This is a genomic window from Desulfovibrio sp. X2 (assembly GCF_000422205.1).
Taxonomy (GTDB): Bacteria; Desulfobacterota; Desulfovibrionia; order Desulfovibrionales; family Desulfovibrionaceae; genus Alkalidesulfovibrio.
This window is the reverse complement of sequence record NZ_ATHV01000006.1, coordinates 39328-58923: the sequence shown is the minus strand read 5'-3', so window position 1 is coordinate 58923 and position 19596 is coordinate 39328. Positions and strand designations below refer to the sequence as shown.

At 66.7% G+C, this 19596-nt stretch carries 18 protein-coding genes; 14 read left to right on the top strand and 4 right to left on the bottom strand.

Annotated elements, in window-relative coordinates:
- Positions 1 to 156: 156 nt before the first annotated feature.
- Genes DSX2_RS02905 through DSX2_RS02880 form a run of 6 tightly spaced genes read left to right on the top strand, consistent with a single transcriptional unit; the run spans position 157 to position 6761 of the window.
- A complete protein-coding gene (locus DSX2_RS02905; RefSeq protein WP_020879540.1) occupies positions 157 to 1941 on the top strand; it encodes a methyl-accepting chemotaxis protein in 1785 nt (594 codons plus the stop codon).
- A 21-nt stretch (positions 1942 to 1962) separates the two neighbouring features.
- Positions 1963 to 2286, top strand: coding sequence for an STAS domain-containing protein (locus tag DSX2_RS02900; protein WP_020879539.1), 324 nt, complete (start codon positions 1963 to 1965; stop codon positions 2284 to 2286).
- An 18-nt stretch (positions 2287 to 2304) separates the two neighbouring features.
- A complete protein-coding gene (locus DSX2_RS02895; RefSeq protein WP_020879538.1) occupies positions 2305 to 2667 on the top strand; it encodes a response regulator in 363 nt (120 codons plus the stop codon).
- A gap of 31 nt (positions 2668 to 2698) precedes the next feature.
- The gene (locus DSX2_RS02890) at positions 2699 to 4792 is read left to right on the top strand and encodes a chemotaxis protein CheA (protein WP_020879537.1); all 2094 of its coding nucleotides are present in this window, start codon (positions 2699 to 2701) and stop codon (positions 4790 to 4792) included.
- 11 nt (positions 4793 to 4803) lie between these two features.
- On the top strand, positions 4804 to 5688 hold the full coding sequence (locus tag DSX2_RS02885) for a protein-glutamate O-methyltransferase CheR (RefSeq protein ID WP_020879536.1): 885 nt from the start codon (positions 4804 to 4806) through the stop codon (positions 5686 to 5688).
- Positions 5685 to 6761 (top strand): chemotaxis response regulator protein-glutamate methylesterase, encoded by a 1077-nt coding sequence (locus tag DSX2_RS02880; protein WP_020879535.1) that lies wholly within the window; start codon positions 5685 to 5687, stop codon positions 6759 to 6761. Before DSX2_RS02885 ends, DSX2_RS02880 begins: the two co-directional genes overlap by 4 nt.
- A 9-nt stretch (positions 6762 to 6770) precedes the next feature.
- Here DSX2_RS02880 and DSX2_RS02875 read toward each other — a convergent pair whose 3' ends face one another.
- Positions 6771 to 7118 carry a DUF190 domain-containing protein gene (locus DSX2_RS02875; protein ID WP_020879534.1) on the bottom strand — a complete coding sequence of 116 codons (348 nt, stop codon included), beginning with the start codon at positions 7116 to 7118 and terminating at the stop codon, positions 6771 to 6773.
- 19 nt (positions 7119 to 7137) lie between these two features.
- Entirely contained in the window at positions 7138 to 7512 is a 375-nt protein-coding gene (gene crcB, locus DSX2_RS02870) for a fluoride efflux transporter CrcB (protein ID WP_020879533.1), read from the bottom strand.
- A gap of 50 nt (positions 7513 to 7562) precedes the next feature.
- Between crcB and DSX2_RS02865 the strand changes: the two genes are divergently transcribed.
- The 5 genes from DSX2_RS02865 (at position 7563) to DSX2_RS02845 (ending at position 12468) form a co-directional block, all read left to right on the top strand.
- Positions 7563 to 8189 carry a class IV adenylate cyclase gene (locus DSX2_RS02865; protein ID WP_020879532.1) on the top strand — a complete coding sequence of 209 codons (627 nt, stop codon included), beginning with the start codon at positions 7563 to 7565 and terminating at the stop codon, positions 8187 to 8189.
- Between the two features lie 136 nt (positions 8190 to 8325).
- A complete protein-coding gene (gene clpS / locus DSX2_RS02860) occupies positions 8326 to 8640 on the top strand; it encodes an ATP-dependent Clp protease adapter ClpS (protein ID WP_020879531.1) in 315 nt (104 codons plus the stop codon).
- Positions 8641 to 8643: 3 nt separating this feature from the next.
- Positions 8644 to 10977 (top strand): ATP-dependent Clp protease ATP-binding subunit ClpA, encoded by a 2334-nt coding sequence (gene clpA / locus DSX2_RS02855; RefSeq protein WP_020879530.1) that lies wholly within the window; start codon positions 8644 to 8646, stop codon positions 10975 to 10977.
- A gap of 4 nt (positions 10978 to 10981) precedes the next feature.
- A complete protein-coding gene (aat, locus tag DSX2_RS02850; protein WP_020879529.1) occupies positions 10982 to 11692 on the top strand; it encodes a leucyl/phenylalanyl-tRNA--protein transferase in 711 nt (236 codons plus the stop codon).
- 56 nt (positions 11693 to 11748) lie between these two features.
- Complete coding sequence (locus tag DSX2_RS02845; RefSeq protein ID WP_020879528.1) at positions 11749 to 12468, top strand: hypothetical protein; 720 nt, start codon at positions 11749 to 11751, stop codon at positions 12466 to 12468.
- On the opposite strand, the gene DSX2_RS02840 is transcribed toward DSX2_RS02845, so the two are convergent.
- Together DSX2_RS02840 and DSX2_RS02835 are read right to left on the bottom strand one after the other, a co-directional pair.
- Complete coding sequence (locus tag DSX2_RS02840; protein WP_020879527.1) at positions 12465 to 13517, bottom strand: glycosyltransferase family 9 protein; 1053 nt, start codon at positions 13515 to 13517, stop codon at positions 12465 to 12467. The genes DSX2_RS02845 and DSX2_RS02840 overlap by 4 nt on opposite strands.
- A 28-nt stretch (positions 13518 to 13545) precedes the next feature.
- Positions 13546 to 14019, bottom strand: coding sequence for a hypothetical protein (locus tag DSX2_RS02835; RefSeq protein ID WP_020879526.1), 474 nt, complete (start codon positions 14017 to 14019; stop codon positions 13546 to 13548).
- A gap of 113 nt (positions 14020 to 14132) precedes the next feature.
- Between DSX2_RS02835 and uvrB the strand changes: the two genes are divergently transcribed.
- From uvrB to ligA, 3 genes are read left to right on the top strand one after another with little or no spacing between them, the layout of a single operon-like run.
- Positions 14133 to 16142, top strand: coding sequence for an excinuclease ABC subunit UvrB (uvrB, locus tag DSX2_RS02830; RefSeq protein WP_020879525.1), 2010 nt, complete (start codon positions 14133 to 14135; stop codon positions 16140 to 16142).
- A gap of 3 nt (positions 16143 to 16145) precedes the next feature.
- On the top strand, positions 16146 to 17186 hold the full coding sequence (locus DSX2_RS02825) for a TrkA family potassium uptake protein (RefSeq protein ID WP_020879524.1): 1041 nt from the start codon (positions 16146 to 16148) through the stop codon (positions 17184 to 17186).
- Between the two features lie 8 nt (positions 17187 to 17194).
- On the top strand, positions 17195 to 19585 hold the full coding sequence (ligA, locus tag DSX2_RS02820; protein ID WP_020879523.1) for an NAD-dependent DNA ligase LigA: 2391 nt from the start codon (positions 17195 to 17197) through the stop codon (positions 19583 to 19585).
- The last annotated feature ends 11 nt before the right edge of the window (positions 19586 to 19596 follow it).

Here is a 19596-nt window from a genome sequence, read left to right as displayed (position 1 = left end):
TGCCGAGGCCGCGCGCCGTTCTGCCCCATCCACGGGGCGTTGCCGGTCTTCCTCGTCGAGGCAATAGCGGCGGATTTATCATGGCAGACCGGCGCGAGCTGGGATAGATTCCCCCGTGGCGCACGGGATCGACCTACGAAGCAGGCACGGAGTTTTATGGAAGAACGCAGCACCGCTCTCTCGCTTTCCCCTCATCTGCGGGAAGAGACGGAATCCCTGATCAGCAGCGTCGGTGCCATCGTGCCGTCCACGGAGGCGGAATTTCTCGAGCTCGGCAGGCACCTCCAGGATTTCTGGGAGCGGTCCGCGAGCCTCTCCCGCCTGGCAGCAGAATGCGCTTCCCTGACCTCGGGCGAGGACATGGAGCGCTCAGTGTCCGCCCTTGGTCGTGAACTCGGCCGCCTGGGCGACATGTGCCGCATCGATTCCGGCAACGACAGTCTGCAGCAGTTCGAGCGCATCACCAAGGTCGTCGCAGACCTCGGATCGGTGCTCGGCGATTTCGGCCGCATCGTGCGCAAGCTGCAGATGCTCGGCATCTCCACGCGCATCGAATCCGCCCGTCTGGGGAACACCGGACGCGGCTTCAACACCCTGGCCGACGACGTGGAGAAACTCGGCCTGACCATCGTCGAGCATTCCGCCAAGATCACCGACAAATCGAACATCCTGAGTCGGCATCTCGCTTCGGCGCGGGAACGCACGGCCACCATCCTGGCCAGCCAGAGCGACTGCGCCGAGAGCCTGGTGACCACCGTCCGGACGAACATGGACAGCCTGATGAGGCTGGCGGAGAACTCCCGCCAGGTCGCGGCCAGGCTGCCGGAGCGCACGGCCGGGATCGAGTCCGCAATCGCCGAGATAGTGCGCAGCCTCCAGTTCCACGACATCGTCCGCCAGCAGGTGGAGCACGTGGAGCACGCCATGCGCGACGCCCTGGAGGAAATGGGACGCCTTACGTCCCGGTCTTCGGAGGAGGAAGCCCTCGGGGCCGTTTCCTTCTGCGCGGACGTCTCCGAGGTGCAGCTGCAGCAGATGGTCTCTGCCCGCGACGCCTTCGTCGAGGCCGTGGACAGCGTCATCGCCAACCTCGGCGAGGTCGCCGGGTCCGTGCACGACATCGTGAGCGACATCGCCGGGTCCGCGGGAGACCAGGGCGCAGACGACATTCTGCGGCGCACGGGCACGAGCATCGAAGAAGTCATGGGCGGCATCCGTGAGTTCGCGCAGCAGGGGCACAGCATGGCCGAGACCATGCGCGAGGTCGCGGACACGGTGGGCGAGATGGCCGATTTCGTCTCGGACATCGAGGAGGTGGGGGAGGAGATCGAGCTCATCGCCCTGAACGCCTCCATCAAGGCCGCCCATACCGGCAGCGAGGGCGCCGCGCTCGGTGTCCTGGCCATGGCCATCCAGGCGCTGTCCGTGGAGGCGCGCGACAAGACGAGCCGCGTCTCGGACATCCTGACAACCATTTCCGAGGTTTCGGACAGGCTGCAGAGCAACGCCTCCACCTCGATCAAGACGCAGGAGGTGGACGGGATCCTGGGCAAGTTCCGCGAGATGACGGCCGACATCGGCAGCACCAACCAGAAGGTGGGCAGTTGCCTTGACGGGCTGTCGGAACAGGGCAACTCCCTGGCCGAGGACCTCGTGCGACGCGCCAACGAGGTGGAGTTCCACCACCGGGTGGGCGACGGCCTGCATGCCGCCGAGGTGCGGACCCAGGCCATGCTCGAGCGCATCCGCACGGAGCTGCCGACAATGGAGCGGGGCCGCCAGCCGGAACGCTTGCGCGCGATGCTCGACCGCTACACCATGGAGGCCGAGCGCGATGTCTACCGCAAGGCCCTGGGAGGCGGTGAGGCGGGTGCGAGCTGCCTGAACGAGGACGAGGACGCCTGCACGGGCGAGTTCGGGAACAACGTGGAGCTTTTCTGATCAGGACCCGGGGAGGTGCGCATGGCGGAGATCAGGATGACCGACGGGGCGGGAAACTGCCTGCTCGCGCTCGGCGGTGATGTCACCGTGCAGGATGTGAGCGAGATCCGCGAAACCCTGCACGGAGCCCTTTTGGAGAATTCTTCCATAGGCCTGGACATTTCAGGCGTCAGGGCCGTTGACATTACCTTCTTTCAGTTGTTTGAATCACTGTTCAAGACGGCGGCTTCTCTCGGCAAGGATGTGACCTTGACCGGGAGCGTCCCCCCGGGAGTTCGCGAAGCCGCCCTGGAATGCGGGATCCCCGGAGCCGGCGGAAATCTGGAACGCTGGCTGCTCGTGTGACATCATTCGGAGGAAACGATGCCCAAGACGATCATGACCGTGGATGACTCCGCAAGCGTGCGGCAGATGATATCCATGACCTTGAAGAACGCCGGATATTCCGTCATCGAGGCCTCGGACGGCAAGGATGCCCTGGGGAAGCTCATGGGACCCATCGACATGGTCATCACCGATCTCAACATGCCGAACATGGACGGCATCTCGCTCATCAAGGCCGTGCGCGCCAAGCCGCAGTGCAAGTTCATTCCCATCATCATGCTGACCACCGAGTCCCAGGCCGAGAAGAAGCAGGAAGGAAAGAGCGCAGGCGCCACGGGCTGGATCGTCAAGCCGTTCAAGCCGGATCAGCTGCTGGCCGTGGTGCAGAAGGTCCTCAAGTAGATCGGCCGCGCTGCGGCAGAGGGGGCGGAACATGCAGGACGACAGCAACCGGCAGGCATACCTGGAGGAGGCCCAGGATCTGCTGACGGAGCTCGAGAGCGCGCTGCTCGAGCTCGAAAGCGCGCCCGCGGACAGCGATCTCATCGACCGCGTCTTTCGGGCCATGCATACCATCAAGGGCTCAGGGGCCATGTTCGGCTTCGACGACGTGGCCCACTTCACGCACGACGTGGAGACGGTCTTCGACCACGTGCGCAAGGGCGTCATCCCTGTCACCAAGGAACTTCTCGACCTGACCCTGGCCAGCCGGGACCGCATCCAGGACATCCTCTTCGGCGAAGGCGGTGGAACAGACACCGACCCCGCATGCAGCACGGGCATCCTCGAGCGCCTGCGGGCTTTCCTGCCGGCCCGTGAGGAGGACGAGGCCCCATCGGCCGCCGCGACGGCTCACGCACAGGACGGGGATGCCCCGAACCGTGCCTTCCGCATCCGTTTCAAGCCGCCCCAGGACATCTTTCTTACGGGCAGCAATCCCGCCGCCCTGCTCGACGAGCTGCGCGAGCTCGGCACTGCCCGGGTGCAGGCCCATCTCGACACCGTTCCGGTGCTCTCCGAGATCGACGCCGAATCCTGCTATGTCTGGTGGGACATCCTGCTCGTGACCGCGGCAGGGGAACAGGCCGTGCGCGACGTGTTCATCTTCGTGGAGGACGACAGCGAGCTCGCGATCACCCCCATTGCCCTGGAAGGGGACGGGGAAGGGTACAAGAAGCTCGGCGAAATTCTTCTGGAGCGCGGCGACATCGATCCCACGACCCTGGAGAAGGCCCTCGGGGACCAGCGCAAGCTCGGCGAGATACTGGCCGAGCACGGACTGGTCAGCAAGGACAGGCTGGCCTCGGCCCTGGCCGAGCAGCGCGAGGTCAGGGGGCTGCGCGCGGCCCGGACCAAGGGCGGCGCGGAGATGCAGGCCGCCAGCATCCGTGTGGCCGCGGAAAAGCTCGACCATCTCGTCGATCTCGTCGGAGAGCTGGTCACGGTCCAGGCCAGGCTCTCCCAGGTGGCGAGCGGCCGGGAAGACCCGGTTCTGACCGCGCTCACCGAGGAGCTCGAACGCCTGTCCGACGAACTGCGCGACTCCACCCTGGGCATCCGCATGCTGCCCATCGGCACGACCTTCAGCAAGTTCAGCCGCCTCGTGCGCGATCTTTCCGGCGAGCTCGGCAAGGACATCGAGCTGCGCACCGAGGGGGCGGAGACCGAGCTGGACAAGACGGTCATCGAGCGGCTGGGCGATCCCCTGGTGCACCTCTTGCGCAACAGCATCGACCACGGCATCGAAACCCCGGATACCCGTGCGGCCGCGGGCAAGCCCTCGACCGGGACGATCCGGCTCGTGGCCGAGCACTCCGGCGGCGAGGTCGTCATCCGCGTGGAAGACGACGGCCGGGGCATGGATCCGGCCAAGATCAAGGCCAAGGCCGTGCAGAAGGGCATCGTCTCCCCGGACGCGGACCTCACGGACAAGGAGTGCTACGCCCTGATCTTCGAGCCCGGCTTCTCGACCGCCGAAACCGTGACCGCTGTGTCCGGCAGGGGCGTGGGCATGGACGTGGTCAAGCGGGCCATGGAGGAGCTTCGCGCCAGCATCGACATCGAGAGCGCCGTGGGCCGGGGAACGGTGATCACCATCAAGCTGCCCCTGACGCTCGCCATCATCGACGGGCTGCAGGTCAGGGTGGAGCAGGAATTCTACATCATCCCGCTCTCGGTGGTCGAGGAATGCGTCGAGCTGGCACGGAGCCAGGTCCGCGAATCCAACGGCAGGCAGATCGTCAATCTGCGCGGGGAGACCGTTCCCTACGTGCGCCTGCGCGAGTGGTTCCAGTGCGGGGGGGACGCGCCGTCCATCGAGCAGATCGTGGTCACGCACACCGGAGAGAACCGCACCGGCATCGTGGTCGACGAGGTCATCGGCGAGCACCAGACCGTGATCAAGTCGCTCGGCAGGGTCTACCGCGACGTGGAGGGCATCTCCGGGGCCACGATCAAGGGCGACGGAAGCCTGGCGCTGATCCTCGACATCCCGCGGCTGCTCCGCGATGTCATGGCCCACAGGTAGGCGGAGAAGGCATGGTGACGACCGCCTCCAGTGCAGCCGAACCCGGCGATTCCCAGTCCTACCGCATCGGGAGCATGACCGAACGCGACTTCAAGCGGTTCAGCGAGTTCATCCACCGCGAGTGCGGCATCAAGATGCCGCCGGGCAAGAAGACCATGCTCGAGGCAAGGCTGCAGAAACGGCTGCGGGCCCTGGAGCTCGAGAGCTACGCCCAATACTGCGACTACATCTTCAGCCCGGGGGGGATGGAGACCGAGCTCATTCACATGCTCGACGTGGTGACCACCAACACCACGGACTTCTTCCGCGAGCCCCGGCACTTCGATCTCCTGCGCGATTCCGTCCTGCCCGCATGGCACGGCCGTTTCGGCAACAGCCGCGAGATGCGCTTCTGGAGCGCGGGCTGCTCCACGGGCGAGGAGCCCTATACCCTGGCCATGGTCCTCTCCGAGTACGCGGCCGCGAGCTCGGGCTTCCACTTCTCCGTGCTGGCCACGGACATCTCCACGCGCGTCCTGCAACACGCCCTGCGGGCCGTCTACAGCATGGACAAGGTCGAGCCCGTGCCCATGCCCCTCAAGAAGAAGTACCTCCTGCGCAGCAAGGACAAGTCCAAGGCCCTCGTGCGCATCGTGGGCGAACTGCGGAGCAAGATTTCCTTCGGGCGTCTCAATTTCATGGAGTCCTTCAGTTTCGACCAGCCCATGGACGTCATCTTCTGCCGCAACGTGATGATCTACTTCGAGCGCTCCACCCAGGAGGAGCTGTTGACCAAGTTCTGCGCCAACCTCCGCGCAGGCGGGCACCTGTTCATCGGCCATTCGGAGAGCCTCACCGGCATGAACCTGCCGCTGCGGCAGATAGCGCCAACCGTCTATGAACGGGAGAAGCGATGAGCAGGGGTGGAAAGCTGCGCGTGCTGGTGGTCGACGATTCGGCCCTGGTGCGCAAGACCATGGTGGAGATCCTGACCAGCGATCCCGACATCGAGGTCATGGGGGCTGCCTCCGATCCCTATGCCGCGGCGGGAATGATGGAGCAGGAGGTCCCGGACGTCGTCACGCTGGATATCGAGATGCCGCGCATGGATGGCCTGACTTTCCTGCGCAAGATCATGTCCCAGCATCCGCTGCCCGTGATCATCTGCTCCACGCTGGCGGAGAAGGGGGGCGACGCCTGGCTCAAGGCCCTGGAATACGGGGCCGTGGACATCATGACCAAGCCCAAGGTGGGGACGCGCCAGTTCTTCGAGGAGTCGCGCATCCGCATCTGTGACGCCGTCAGGGCGGCGGCCAAGGCCAACCTCAAGCGCCTCACCCTCAAGCCGCGCGGAGTTGGTCCGGCTCTGTCCGCGGACGCAGTCATCGCCAAGGCCACACGCCCCGTGCTCACCGAGACCACGGACAAGGTCGTGGCCGTGGGCGCGAGCACGGGCGGCACCGAGGCCCTGCGGGTCTTCCTGGAGGCCTTGCCCGAGGACAGCCCGGGCGTGGTCGTGGTGCAGCACATGCCGGAGAAGTTCACCGCGGCCTTCGCCAAGCGGCTCGACTCCATCTGCCGGGTCACCGTCAAGGAAGCCGCGGACGGGGATTCCGTGCTGCGCGGGCAGGCGCTCATCGCGCCGGGCAACAGGCACATGCTGCTCAAGCGCAGCGGTGCCCGTTACCACGTGGAGGTCAAGGACGGCCCCCTCGTGCGCCGCCACCGCCCCTCGGTGGACGTGCTCTTCCGCTCCACGGCGCGTTACGCGGGCCAGAACGGAGTTGGGGTGATCATGACCGGCATGGGCGACGACGGCGCGAGCGGCCTTCTGGAGATGAAGGAGGCCGGAGCCTACACCATCGCCCAGGACGCCGAGACCTCCGTGGTCTGGGGCATGCCGGGCGAGGCCGTGAAGCTCGGCGCAGCGCAGAAGATCATGCCGCTCGATCGCATCGCGGCAGAGGTCGTGCGCGCCTGCAAGGCCTGAGACGCCGGGCTAGTGCTTCTCGCCGTCCTTGTGGCGGTAGGCGAAGACCTCGACGTTCTCGACGGTCACGAGTCCCTCGCGGACCACGCCGTCGAGCCATTCGAGAAACGGCTTTATCTTCTCTTCCGTATCCACGATCTCGATGACCATGGGCAGGTCCTGGGAAAGGACCAGGATCTTGTCCGACTTGACCCGGCTGTTGGCTCCGTAGCCGGACATGCCGCGCAGCACCGTGGCGCCCGCCAGGTGCCGTCGGGCGGCCTCCTCCACGATGAGATCGGAAAGGGCCTGGGAGCCGTGGCGGTCCATCTCGCCCGTGTAGATGCGAAGCCTCTTGGCGTTGCTCGGTAGAATCATTGCTCCTCCGCAGACCGGGTTAGATCGCCCGGGCGATGTTCAGACCGATGAACACGGCCGCAAGGCCCACGACCACCTGCCCGGCGATGTTCACCGCGGCGTAGAGCCACTGGCCCTCGCGCAGCAGCATGCTGCTCTCGAAGGCGTAGGTGGAGAAGGTGGTGTAGGCCCCGAGGAAGCCCGTCATGACGGCGAAGCGCAGCTCGGGCGGGAGTCCTAGGCGGCCTTCGAAGAGGCCCGTCATGAGCCCGAAGAGAAAGCAGCCGCAGATGTTGACCACGAAAGTGCCCAGGGGGAAGCCTATTCCCGCGATGCGCTGCACTGCCGAGGCCATGCCGTAGCGGCAAAGCGCGCCGGCGGCTCCGCCCGTGGCGATGAGGGCGAGTTTTTGCATTCCGGTCCCCCTTGGCGTAATCTGCCCAAATGGGCGAAAATTCATCAGACATGAAATACGAGATCGAGGTCAAGTTCAAAAATGCGGACTTGGCTTCGGTCAGGCGGAGGCTTGCCGCGGCAGGCGGCGTGCGCCTCGGACGCCGCTTCGAGCGCAACGAGGTCTTCGACGACGCGGCGCGTTCCCTGCGCGGACGGGGGGTGCTGCTCAGGCTGCGCGACGACGGACGGGCGCTGCTCACGATCAAGGCGCCGGTCCCCGCAGGGGAGGGCGGCCTTCTCTCCGCCGCGGGCACGGGCGGAGGGCTCAAGATCCGCCAGGAGTATGAGAGCGGGGTCACGGACCTCGCCGCGGTGCGAGCGGGCCTTCTGGCGCTCGGCTACGAGGAGGCCCTGGCCTACGAGAAGGTGCGCGAGGAGTGGTCCTTCATGGACTGCCACGTCTGCCTCGACCGCCTCTCCTTCGGCGACTTCCTGGAGGTCGAGGGCGAGGAGGAGGCCATCCGCGCCTGCGCCGCGGCGCTCGAGCTCGACCCGGCGCAGGCGAGCGCCGAGAACTACCACACCCTTCATGCGCGCTGGCGCGCCGCCCAGGGCCTTTCACCGCAGGACTCCTTCGTCTTCGTCGGGGCGGCCCGCGAGGAGGCCCTGGCCCTCTTTCGGGAAGATTTCACCTGAGCGCCACTTTACCTCGCCCCCTGAGCAGGGTTACTCTGTGACAGACGAAAAAAGGCGTCCCGATGCGCCCTCCCTCTTCACATTCCAGCGGCCGGACTTAGGTTGATGTCCGGACATCGGTAAACGAGGATACGAAATGTCGGAGAAGCTTCCCCAGGAACGCCACGATACCACGACGTTCGTCGAAGACGAGGTGCAGGAGCCCAGACGCTACAAGGTCCTGCTCCACAACGACGACTACACGACCATGGAATTCGTGGTGAAGGTCCTCAAGGAGGTCTTCCACAAGACCGAGGCCGAGGCAACGCGCATCATGCTCAACGTGCACAACAGCGGCAAGGGCGTGTGCGGCGTGTACACCGTCGAGGTGGCCGAGACCAAGGTGACCATGGTGCACAACCTGGCCCGCCAGGCCGGATATCCGCTGCGCAGCAGCATGGAAGAGGTTTGATAGATGCTCAGCAAGAGACTGGAGAACGTCCTCACCACAGCCGTGCGTGAAGTGAAGCGCCGCAACCACGAGTTCCTGACCCTGGAGCACCTGCTCTACGCCATGGCTCAGGACGATTCCGGCCAGGACATCCTGTCCGGATGCGGCGCGGATACGAAGAAGCTCAGGCACCAGCTCGAGCGATTCTTCATCGATCATATGGAAGTACTGCCCGAGTCGCACCCCACCGAGGTCGTGCAGACGCTGGGCGTGCAGCGCGTGCTGCAGCGCTCGATCATGCACATGCAGTCCGCGGGCAAGGAGAAGGTCGAGGTCGGCGACGTGCTGGCCGCGCTCTTCGACGAGGAGGATTCCTACGCGGTCTACTTTCTCAAGTCGCAGGGCGTGAGCCGTCTCGACGTCCTCGAGTTCATCTCCCACACCATCACCGAGAGCCTGGACGACGAGGCGGAACAGAAGACCGGACCGGCCAAGGAGGCCGAGAAGGAGGACAAGTTCCTCGAGCAGTACACGGTCAACCTGACCGAGAAGGCCAAGCGCGGTGAGATCGACCCGCTCATCGGCCGCGACGAGGAGATGAAGCGGACCATCCAGGTCCTGGCCCGGCGCCGCAAGAACAACCCCATTTACGTGGGCGACGCGGGCGTGGGCAAGACCGCCATGGCCGAGGGGCTGGCGCTGAAGATCGTCTCGGGCGAGGTGCCCGAGTCCTTCGCAGACGTCTCCATCTACGCCCTGGACATGGGCGCGCTGCTCGCGGGCACCAAGTACCGCGGCGATTTCGAGCAGCGCCTGAAGGGCGTGGTCGGGGCCATCAAGAACCGGCCGAGCGCCATCCTCTTCGTCGACGAGATCCACACCATCATCGGCGCGGGCGCCACCAGCGGCGGCACGCTCGACGCCTCGAACATCCTGAAGCCGCTTCTGGCCTCGGGCGAGATCCGCTGCATCGGCTCGACCACCTACGAGGAGTACAAGAGCGTCTTCGAGAAAGACCGCGCCCTGTCGCGCCGGTTCCAGAAGATCGAGGTCGCGGAGCCGACCGTGGAGCAGACCGTGGACATCCTCAAGGGCCTGAAGCCCTACTACGAGGACCACCACGGCGTGCGCTACACCGTCTCGGCCATCAAGGCCGCTGCCGAGCTCGCGGCGCGCTACATCAACGACCGCTTCCTGCCGGACAAGGCCATCGACGTCATCGACGAGACCGGCGCGCTCTGCAAGCTCGAGCGCAGCTCCTGCAAGGACAAGGTCATCTCCGTGCGCGACGTGGAGCAGGTCATCGCCCGCATGGCACGCATCCCGGCCCGCCGCGTGAGCATGGCCGACCGCAGCAAGCTGCAGGACCTCGAGGGCGAGCTCAAGAAGCGCGTCTTCGGCCAGGACAAGGCCGTGGAGATCATCTCCCGGGCCATCAAGCGCTCGCGCGCAGGGCTCGGCAACGAGACCAGGCCGCTCGGCAACTTCCTGCTCATGGGCCCCACGGGCGTGGGCAAGACCGAGCTTGCCAAGCAGCTCGCAGGCGTGCTCGGCGTCTCCTTCATGCGCTACGACATGAGCGAGTACATGGAGAAGCACGCCGTGGCGCGGCTCATCGGCTCGCCTCCGGGCTACGTGGGCTTCGAGCAGGGCGGGCTCCTGGTCGACGACGTGCGCAAGAATCCCTACAGCGAGCTTCTGCTGGACGAGATCGAGAAGGCGCATCCCGACGTCTTCAACATCCTGCTGCAGATCATGGACTACGCCACCCTGACCGACAACAACGGCCGCAAGGCGGACTTCCGCCATGTGGTCATCCTCATGACCTCCAACGCGGGCGCGCGGGAGATGTCCAAGTCGAACCTCGGCTTCGGACAGAAGGGCGCGGCGAGCACGGACGTGGAGAAGGGCATGAAGGAGGTCGAGCGCCTCTTCAGCCCCGAGTTCCGCAACCGCCTCGACGCGGTGGTCCAGTTCGGTCCGCTGTCCCAGGAGATCATGGAGATGATCGTGGACAAGTTCATGGCCGAGCTGAACACCCAGATGCAGGCCAAGAAGATCGAGGTCCGCCTGGATCCCGAGGCGCGCGTCTATCTGGCCGACAAGGGCTTCGATCCGGCCTTCGGCGCCCGCCCGCTCTCGCGGGTCATCCAAACCGAGATCAAGGATTCCCTGGCCGACCAGATCCTCTTCGGCGATCTCAAGGCGGGCGGCACGGCCCTCATCGCCGTGGGCGAGGACGAGAAGGGCGAAAAGAAGCCGGTCATCCGCGTGCTTTCCGCTGCAGAGGCCGCAGGCAAGGCCACCGGCAAGCCGGGCGGCAAGAAAAAGCGCGCAGCGGAGAAGGAGCCCGCGTAGCAGCATGGCCGTATTCATGCTGGGCGACGAGCCCTGCTTTCCGGACCCCGCCCTGGCCGAGCCCGACGGGCTTCTGGCCGTGGGCGGGGATCTCGGCATAGAGCGGCTGGTCTGCGCCTACGCCCAGGGCATCTTCCCCTGGTACGGGCCGGACACCCCCATCCTCTGGTGGTCGCCGGACCCGCGTCCCCTGATCGAGCCCGCGCATGTCCACGTTTCCCGCAGCCTGCGCCGCCAGCTCAACCGCGGCGAGTTCCAGGTGACCTTCGATCAGGAGTTCGAGGCGGTGATCGGCGCCTGCGCCCGCTCGCCCCGGCCCCAGGGAGAGGGCACCTGGCTCGTCTGGGACATGATCGAGGCCTACTGCGAGCTGCACGAGCACGGCCTGGCGCACAGCGTGGAGGCCTGGAAGGACGGGCGGCTGGTCGGCGGGCTCTACGGCGTGGCGCTCGGGCGGGCCTTTTTCGGAGAATCCATGTTCCACAAGGAGTCCGGCGCCTCCAAGACGGCCTTCGTGACGCTCTGCCGCGTGCTCGCGCGTTGGGGCTTCGACTTCGTGGACTGCCAGCAGGTCACCCCGCACATGACGGCGCTGGGCGCCGTGCCCACGCCGCGCCGGGAGTTCCTTTCCCGCCTGCGCGCGGCCATCGACCATCCCACGCGCAAGGGCTCGTGGAGCGACGCGGGCGGAGAACTCTGCGCCTGCAGCGCCTGATTCTTTCGAGTATTCCAAACCGGATATCCCAACAATAAGATTGCAAGGACATCGCCATGCGTGACTGCCTTCGCATATTCCTGCTCGTCCTCATCCTCACGGCGGCCGCGACGCACGCCGTGGCCGCCGATGCTCCCGACGCCGCCTCCGACGCGCCCGATACGGGAGACGGCGCGGCCGTCCAGAGCCAAAGCAGCGGCGGCTCCGTGCTCTCCTCCCTGCTCGCGGCGAAGCTCTATGCCCAGGCCGCCCTGGATGTGCAGAACCTCTCGCAGCAGTACGAGGGAGAGCTGGACAAGGCGGGCTTCTACAAGCTCCTGAACCCCCAGCGCCTGAGCAGTGACCCCGACCTTTCCAAGGGCAAGGCCATCGTCGCCCGCTCGCGCAGCCTGGCCAGGACCTACCGCGGAAAGAGCTACGACCTCCTGGCCCAGGGACAGTCGCAGATCACCGCCCTGGACACGGACGAGGAGACCCGCGCGCGCCTCTCCGCCGCCTGGGAGCGCCGCCGTCCGGAGGCCAAGGCCCAGGTGGCCGAGGCCTGGAAGCTCGAGGACGCGGTCATCGACCGCATGGCCGACCTGGTGGATTTCCTGGCAGACCGCAAGGGCGCGTGGCACGTCAGGGGACAGACCCTGTCCTTCGACAGGAGCGCGGACGTGGACACTTACCGTCGCCTGTGCGACGCCTCGAACAAGGCCATGCAGGCCGAGGACGACTTCCAGGCCGAGGCCCGCAGCAAGGCCTTCAAGCAGTTACTGGAACTGGCCCGCTAGGTTTCGGGAGGCAGGTGCGGGAGCAGGGCGAGCAGCTCCGGGGCCACCCGCTCGGGCGTGAGGCCCGTCAGGCACTCGTTGGTGCCCTTGGGGCAGACGTTTTCGTTGCAGGGCTGGCATTCGAGCCCGGCCTTGATGCTCACGTGCTCGGGCGAGGGGAAGCGCCAGGCGTCCGAGGTGGAGCCGCGCACGATGAGCGAGGGCGTGTCCACGGCCACGGCCATGTGGCTCGGGGCCGAACAGTTGCCCGCGTGCAGGGCCGCGGCGTCGATGACCGCGGCCAGCTCGCGCAGCGAGAGTATCCTGTTCGGCACGACCAGATTCTCCGGACGGCGCACGCGGCCCGCGAGGTCGCGGGCGACGTCCTCCTCGCCGGGCCCCACCAGGACCACGAAGCGAAGCTCCGGCCGGGCCTCGGACGCGATGTCCACGAGCCTGGCCCAGTGCTTTGCGGGCCAGCGCCGCGTCTCGCGGCGGTGCGTGGGGTCCAGGGTCACGACCAGATGCTCGTCGGTGAGCCCGTGCTGCTGGAAGAAATGGCCCGCCCAGGCGCGCTCCAGCTTGCTCAGGTACAGGCGCGGCCGTTCGCCGTTCCATTCGATGCCGAGCGGAGCGAGCACCGAGGCCTTGCACATGGCGGCGTAGCCCGGCAGCATGGGGGCGGTGTGGGTGTAGAGCCAGCGCGTGTACCACGGCGCGGTGTAGCTGAGCCGCACCTTGGCGTGCGAGAAGCCCACCACCCAGCGGATGCGCGGCAGCTGCTGGAAGTCCACCACCAGGTCGTAGCCCTCGGACGCCACGCGGCGGTAGAAGGCGATCTCGCGCCGAAGGCTCGTGAGCTCCTTCTTGTCCACCTGCCAGACGCGCGCCAGGTGGGGATTGTTGGCCAGCATGGGAGCGCACTTCTTCTCGGTGAAGAAGTGTATCTCGGCGTCCGGATAGCGCCGTCTGAGCAGCTCCACCGACGGGGTCGCCAGAAGCACGTCCCCGATCTGGCGGAGCTGACAGACGAGTATCTTCCTGAAGTCCAGGGGCAGGAGGGCGCTCAAGCGTTTCCTCTGTCTGGTCCGTAGCGGGCTAGGCCATGGGCTCGTGCTGCGAGAGGTCGTAGAGGCCGTGCAGCGGGATGCCCAGGTCGTAGCTCGGGATCTTCTCGAAGCGGATGATCCCGATATCCTTGCCCTCGGGCACCGAGGACAGCGGCACGAGGCCGAGGGGGATGGGGAAGGACAGCGGGGCGGAGTAGATGGCCACCAGCTTGTCCTCGTAGGTCTTCTTCAGGAATTCGATGATCGCGTCGCGTTCGCCCGGGCCGAAGCTCTCCATGAAGACCTGCTTGCTGCCGACCGGATCGGGCGGCACGTTCGGGGCCACAGGGCCGCCGAGCATCAGCTCCCAGCGGTAGTTCTCCTGCTCCTCGGCGGTCCACTCGGGGCGGAAGAGGTGGACTTCCACGTTGCGGCGCCCCTTGAAGCTCTTGATGACCATGGAGAGGGAAAAGCCCCGGTCGATATCGGGCGAAAAATCATGTTCAATGATGTTCAATTCCATGCTACACCTCCAAAACGCTGTGCTCGGGTTGGACACGGACCTGCCGTCGGCTGTCCGCCGCCGGATTGGGGCCTCATAAGCGCCCGGGCTCGCGGCCACCCCTGCATACGTGTATGAGCGATACATTTCAACTCGTCAGCGAGTTCAACCCCACCGGCGATCAGCCCCAGGCCATAGCCGCCCTCGCCGAGGGCGTGCTCTCCGGGCAGCGCGACCAGGTCCTGCTCGGCGTCACCGGCTCGGGCAAGACCTTCACCATGGCCCAGGTCATCGCGGCCACGGGCAGGCCGTCGCTGGTGCTCGCGCCCAACAAGACCCTGGCCGCCCAGCTCTACAACGAGTTCCGGGCCCTCTTCCCGCACAATGCGGTCGAGTACTTCGTCAGCTATTACGACTACTACCAGCCCGAGGCCTATCTCCCGCACTCGGACACCTACATCGAGAAGGACTCGCAGATAAACGAGGACATCGACAAGCTGCGCCACGCGGCCACGCACGCGCTGCTCACGCGGCGCGACGTGCTCATCGTGGCCTCGGTGTCCTGCATCTACGGCCTGGGTTCGCCGGAATACTACGCGCAGATGACCGTGCCCGTGGAGGTCGGCCAGCGCATGACGCGCGACCGGCTCGTGCAGCGGCTGGTGGAGATCCACTACGAGCGCAACGAGTACGACTTCGCGCGCGGCACGTTCCGCGTGCGCGGCGACGTGCTCGAGATCATCCCGGCCTACACCCAGGAGCGCGCCCTGCGCGTGGAATTCTTCGGCGACGAGATCGACGCCGTGCACGAGCTCGATCCCCTGACCGGGGAGATCACGGCGAAGATGCACAAGACGCTCATCTTCCCGGCCAGCCACTACGTCTCGGACCGCACGAACCTCGAGCGCGCCATGGAGGCCGTACGCGGGGAGCTGGCCGAGCGGCTGCGTTGGTTCCACGAGCGCAACATGCTCGTGGAGGCGCAGCGCCTGGAGCAGCGGACCATGCTCGACCTCGAGATGATCGAGGAGGTCGGCACCTGCAAGGGCATCGAGAACTACTCCCGCCACCTCGACGGGCGCCCGGCGGGCTCGCCGCCCTCCACGCTCCTCGACTACTTCCCGGACGACTTCCTGCTCTTCGTGGACGAGTCGCACATCACCATCCCCCAGGTGGGCGGCATGTTCAACGGCGATCGCTCGCGCAAGACCACGCTCGTGGACTACGGCTTCCGCCTGCCCTCGGCCCTGGACAACCGCCCGCTCAGCTTCGCGGAGTTCGAGGAGCGGGTGCATCAGTCCGTCTACGTCTCGGCCACGCCCGGGCCGTGGGAGATGGAGCGCGCGCAGGGCAGGGTGGTGGAGCAGATCATCCGGCCCACCGGACTCATCGACCCCGAGGTGGACATCCGTCCCGTGAAGGGCCAGATGGACGACCTGCTCGGCGAGTGCAAGGCGCGCCAGGCGAAGAACGAGCGCGTCCTGGTGACCACGCTCACCAAGCGCATGGCCGAGGACCTGACCGAGTATTTGAACCAGATGGGCGTGAGCGCCCGCTACCTGCATTCGGACATCGACACGCTCGAGCGCATGGCCATCATCCAGGCGCTTCGGCGCGGCGACTTCTCCGTGCTCGTGGGCATCAACCTGCTGCGCGAGGGGCTCGACATCCCCGAGGTCGCGCTCGTGGCCATCCTGGACGCGGACAAGGAGGGCTTTCTGCGCTCCACGCGCTCGCTCATCCAGACCTTCGGCCGCGCGGCGCGCAACGTGGGCGGCAGGGTGGTGCTCTACGCCGACCGCATCACCGAATCCATGCGCGAGGCCGTGCAGGAGACCGAGCGCCGCCGCATGGTGCAGGACGAGTTTAACAAGGCGCACGGGATCACCCCGAAAAGCGTCAGGAAAAGCCTGGAAAACGTCCTGGAAAAACTGTACCCCGGAGCGGACGAAGGCGCGCAGAGCCTGCTTCTGGCGGCCGAGGAGGCTTCCCGTTACGGACACGACCCCAAGGACGTGGGCCGGGAGATCAAGAAGCTCGAGCGGGAGATGCGCAAGGCGGCGGAGGCGCTGGAATTCGAGCGGGCCGCGGAATTGCGCGACCGCATCGCCAGGTTGCGCGAAATTCTCCTGGAACTGGGCTGAGCCATGAAGACCAGCGCATCGCTCCTGCGCCTGAAGACCAAGTACGGGCCCCTCTGGCAGCTGCTCGTCGGCTTCGGCGTGCTCTTCCTGCTGTTCCTGGGCGGAATCAGCTTCTACATGTTCCACGAGGGCTGGCCGCTGCTCGACAGCTTCTACATGGTGGTCATCACCCTTTCCACCGTGGGCTATACGGAGGTCAACCCGCTGACCCCCGTCGGGCGCGTCGGCACCGCCTGTCTCATCCTGGGCGGGGTCAGCGCCTTCCTGTACATCGCGGGCAACTTCACGCAGCTCGTGGCCGAGGGCCAGCTGCATCGCTTCATGGCGCACCGGAGGGTCAAACGCATGATCGACTCCCTGAGCGATCACTTCATCGTCTGCGGGTACGGCCGCATCGGCAGCGTGGTCGTGGACCAGATCACGCGCGAAGGGCACCCCCTGGTGGTCATCGAGAAGGACCCGGAGATTTTGGGCAAGCTCCAGGACCAGGGCATTCTCCATCTCTCCGGGGACGCCACCTCGGACGACGTGCTGGAGGCCGCGGGCATACGCCGCGCGCGCTCGCTGATCACGGCCCTGACCCAGGAGGCGGCCAACGTCTACGTGACCCTCACCGCGCGCCAGCTGAACCCGGGCATGATGATCGTGGCCCGGGCGGACAACACGAGCAACATCGCCCGGCTCGAGCGCGCGGGCGCGGACCGCGTGGTCATGCCCCACGTCATCGGCGGCGTGCGCATGGCGCAGAGCGTGCTCAGGCCCTCGGTGACGAACCTCTTCGATCTCGCCATGCGCGGCGTGAACCTCCAGATGGAGGAGCACGCCGTGGCCTCGAATTCCGAACTCGCGGGCAAGAACCTCATCGATTCCAACATCCGGCCGCGCTTCAACGTGATCATCGTGGCCATCAAGAAGCCCGACGGCGACATGCTCTTCAACCCCGGCTCCGATTCGGTCATCGAGGCGGGCGACACCCTGGTCACCGTGGGCAAGCCCGAGAACATGAGGCGTCTGCGCGAAGTCTGCCTGGGCAACGGCGCGTAGGAGCGGCCATGAGCGACTGGCCTCTCGTGCCCTCGCCGGACGCCCCGTCCGGCCCATCCGCTACCGATTCCGGCGATGCCGCGGCGCGCGTGAGCGAGCTGCGTCGGCTGCTCGAGTACCACAGCCGCCGCTACTACGTCCTCGACGACCCGGAGATCTCGGACGCCGAGTACGACACGCTGTTTCGCGAGCTGCAGGCCCTGGAGAAGGCGCATCCCGAGCTCGACGATCCCAACTCGCCGACCCGGCGCGTGGGCGCGCCGCCGCTCGAGGGCTTCGAGGAGTATGTCCACGCCCTGCCCATGTACTCCCTGGACAACGCCATGTTGCTCGACGAGTGGCGGGAGTTCGCGGCGCGCGCGCCACGCTTCTTCGCGGACGAGGCCGCGCGCTCCGTGACCCTGGACGTGCGCCGCATCGTCGGCCGGGAGCTGGACGAGAAGGCCGAGGACAAGTGCCGCAAGAGCGTGAAGAAGGCCGTGGAGGAGCTTCTTTCCGCCGCGCCGGGGACGGAGTACGCGAAACGCTTCGCCGAGGCCGCGCGCCTGGGCGCGCGCGAACTGCTCGGCAACTCCGCGCCGCTGTTCATGAACGATTTCGCCCCCTCCCTGCTCGCGCAGATTCCGGCCGATGCCTGGGCGGAGCTGCCCGAGGCGCTCGGACGCTATTGGGCCGACCCCAAGATGGACGGGCTGGCCATCGAGATCATCTACGAGGACGGCCGCTTCGTGCGCGCTGCCACGCGCGGAGACGGCGTGCGCGGCGAGGACGTGACCGCCAACGTGCGCACCATCCGCACCCTGCCCATGCGGCTCGCCTCCGCGGACGGAGCTCCCGTGCCGCGCCTGCTCGAGGTGCGCGGCGAAGTGATCATGACCAAGAAGGATTTCCATGCCCTGAACGAGCGGCAGGCGGAGCGGGGCGAGAAAGTCTTCGCCAACCCGCGCAACGCCGCGGCGGGCTCGCTGCGCCAGCTCGACTCCTCGGTCACGGCCCGGCGGCCGCTGCGCTTCATGGCTTACGGTGTGGGGCGTGTCGAGTGGCCGGACGGCGCCGAAGCGAGGTCGGAACGCTGGGCCAGCCAGGCCCAGCTCATGGAAGGGCTCGCCGCCATGGGCCTCCCCATCCCGCCGGAGGTCAAGCTCTGCGCTTCCCCGGAGAAGGTCGCAGAGCGCTTCACGCTGCTCGGCGAGGAGCGCGACTCGCTTCCCTTCGAGATCGACGGGCTTGTGGCCAAGCTCGACTCCCTGGCGCTGCAGCGGGTGCTCGGCTTCACGGCCCGCGCGCCGCGCTGGGCCCTGGCGCTCAAGTTTCCCGCGCACCAGGCCGAGACCGTGCTCGAGCGCATCGAGATCCAGGTCGGCCGCACCGGCGTGCTCACCCCGGTGGCCAAGCTCACGCCCGTCGAGGTCGGCGGCGTGGTGGTCTCGAGCGCGACCCTGCACAACGAGGGACTGATCCGCGAGAAGGACCTGCGCGAGGGTGACCACGTGCTGGTGCAGCGCGCGGGCGACGTCATCCCCGAGGTCGTGCGGCCGCTCGTCGAGAAGCGCTCCGGGAAGGAAGAGCCCTACGAGTTTCCCTCGACCTGCCCGAAATGCCACAGCCAGGCGGAGCTCGAGGAGAACGAGAAGACCGGCACGCGCATCTGGCGCTGCATCAATCTCGCCTGCCCGGCCACGCGGCTGCGCGGCCTGGCGCACTTCGTCTCCAAGGCGGGGCTGGACATCGAGGGCCTGGGCGGGAAGTGGATCGAAACCCTGGTGGACAAAGGGCTTCTCACCTCTCCCGCGGACCTCTTCACCTTGCGCGAGAAGGATCTTTTGGAGCTCGACCGCATGGGCGAGAAGCTGGCCTCCAACTTCGTCGCGAGCATCGAGGACGCAAGGAAGCAGGCTGCGCTCGACCGTCTCGTGGCCGCGCTCGGCATCCGCCACGTGGGCGAGGAGATCGCCCGCCTCCTGGCCGAGCGCTTCGATTCCCTGGATGCCATGGCCGAGGCCACGACCGAGGAACTGTCCGAGGTGCCCAAGGTGGGGCCGGAGATCGCGGCCTCGGTGGCGGACTTCTTCGCCAACGAGGAGAACAGGAAGCTTCTGGCCCGGTTCAGGGAGCTCGGGCTCTGGCCGACGGCCGGGGAGACGGAATCTACGGGCCCTCGCACCGCCTTGAGCGACAGGAAGGTGCTCTTCACCGGCTCTCTGCCGGACATGCCCCGCTCCGAGGCGGAGCGCAGGGCGCGGGAAGCCGGGGCCGTGATAGCTTCGGGCGTGAGCAAATCCCTCGACTACCTGGTGGTGGGCGAGAAACCCGGCTCCAAGCTCGCCAAGGCCCAGACCGCGGGCGTGCGGATCATAGATCTTTCCGAATTTCTCGAACTATGCCGTCCGATCGCCTGAGGACGGCGCCA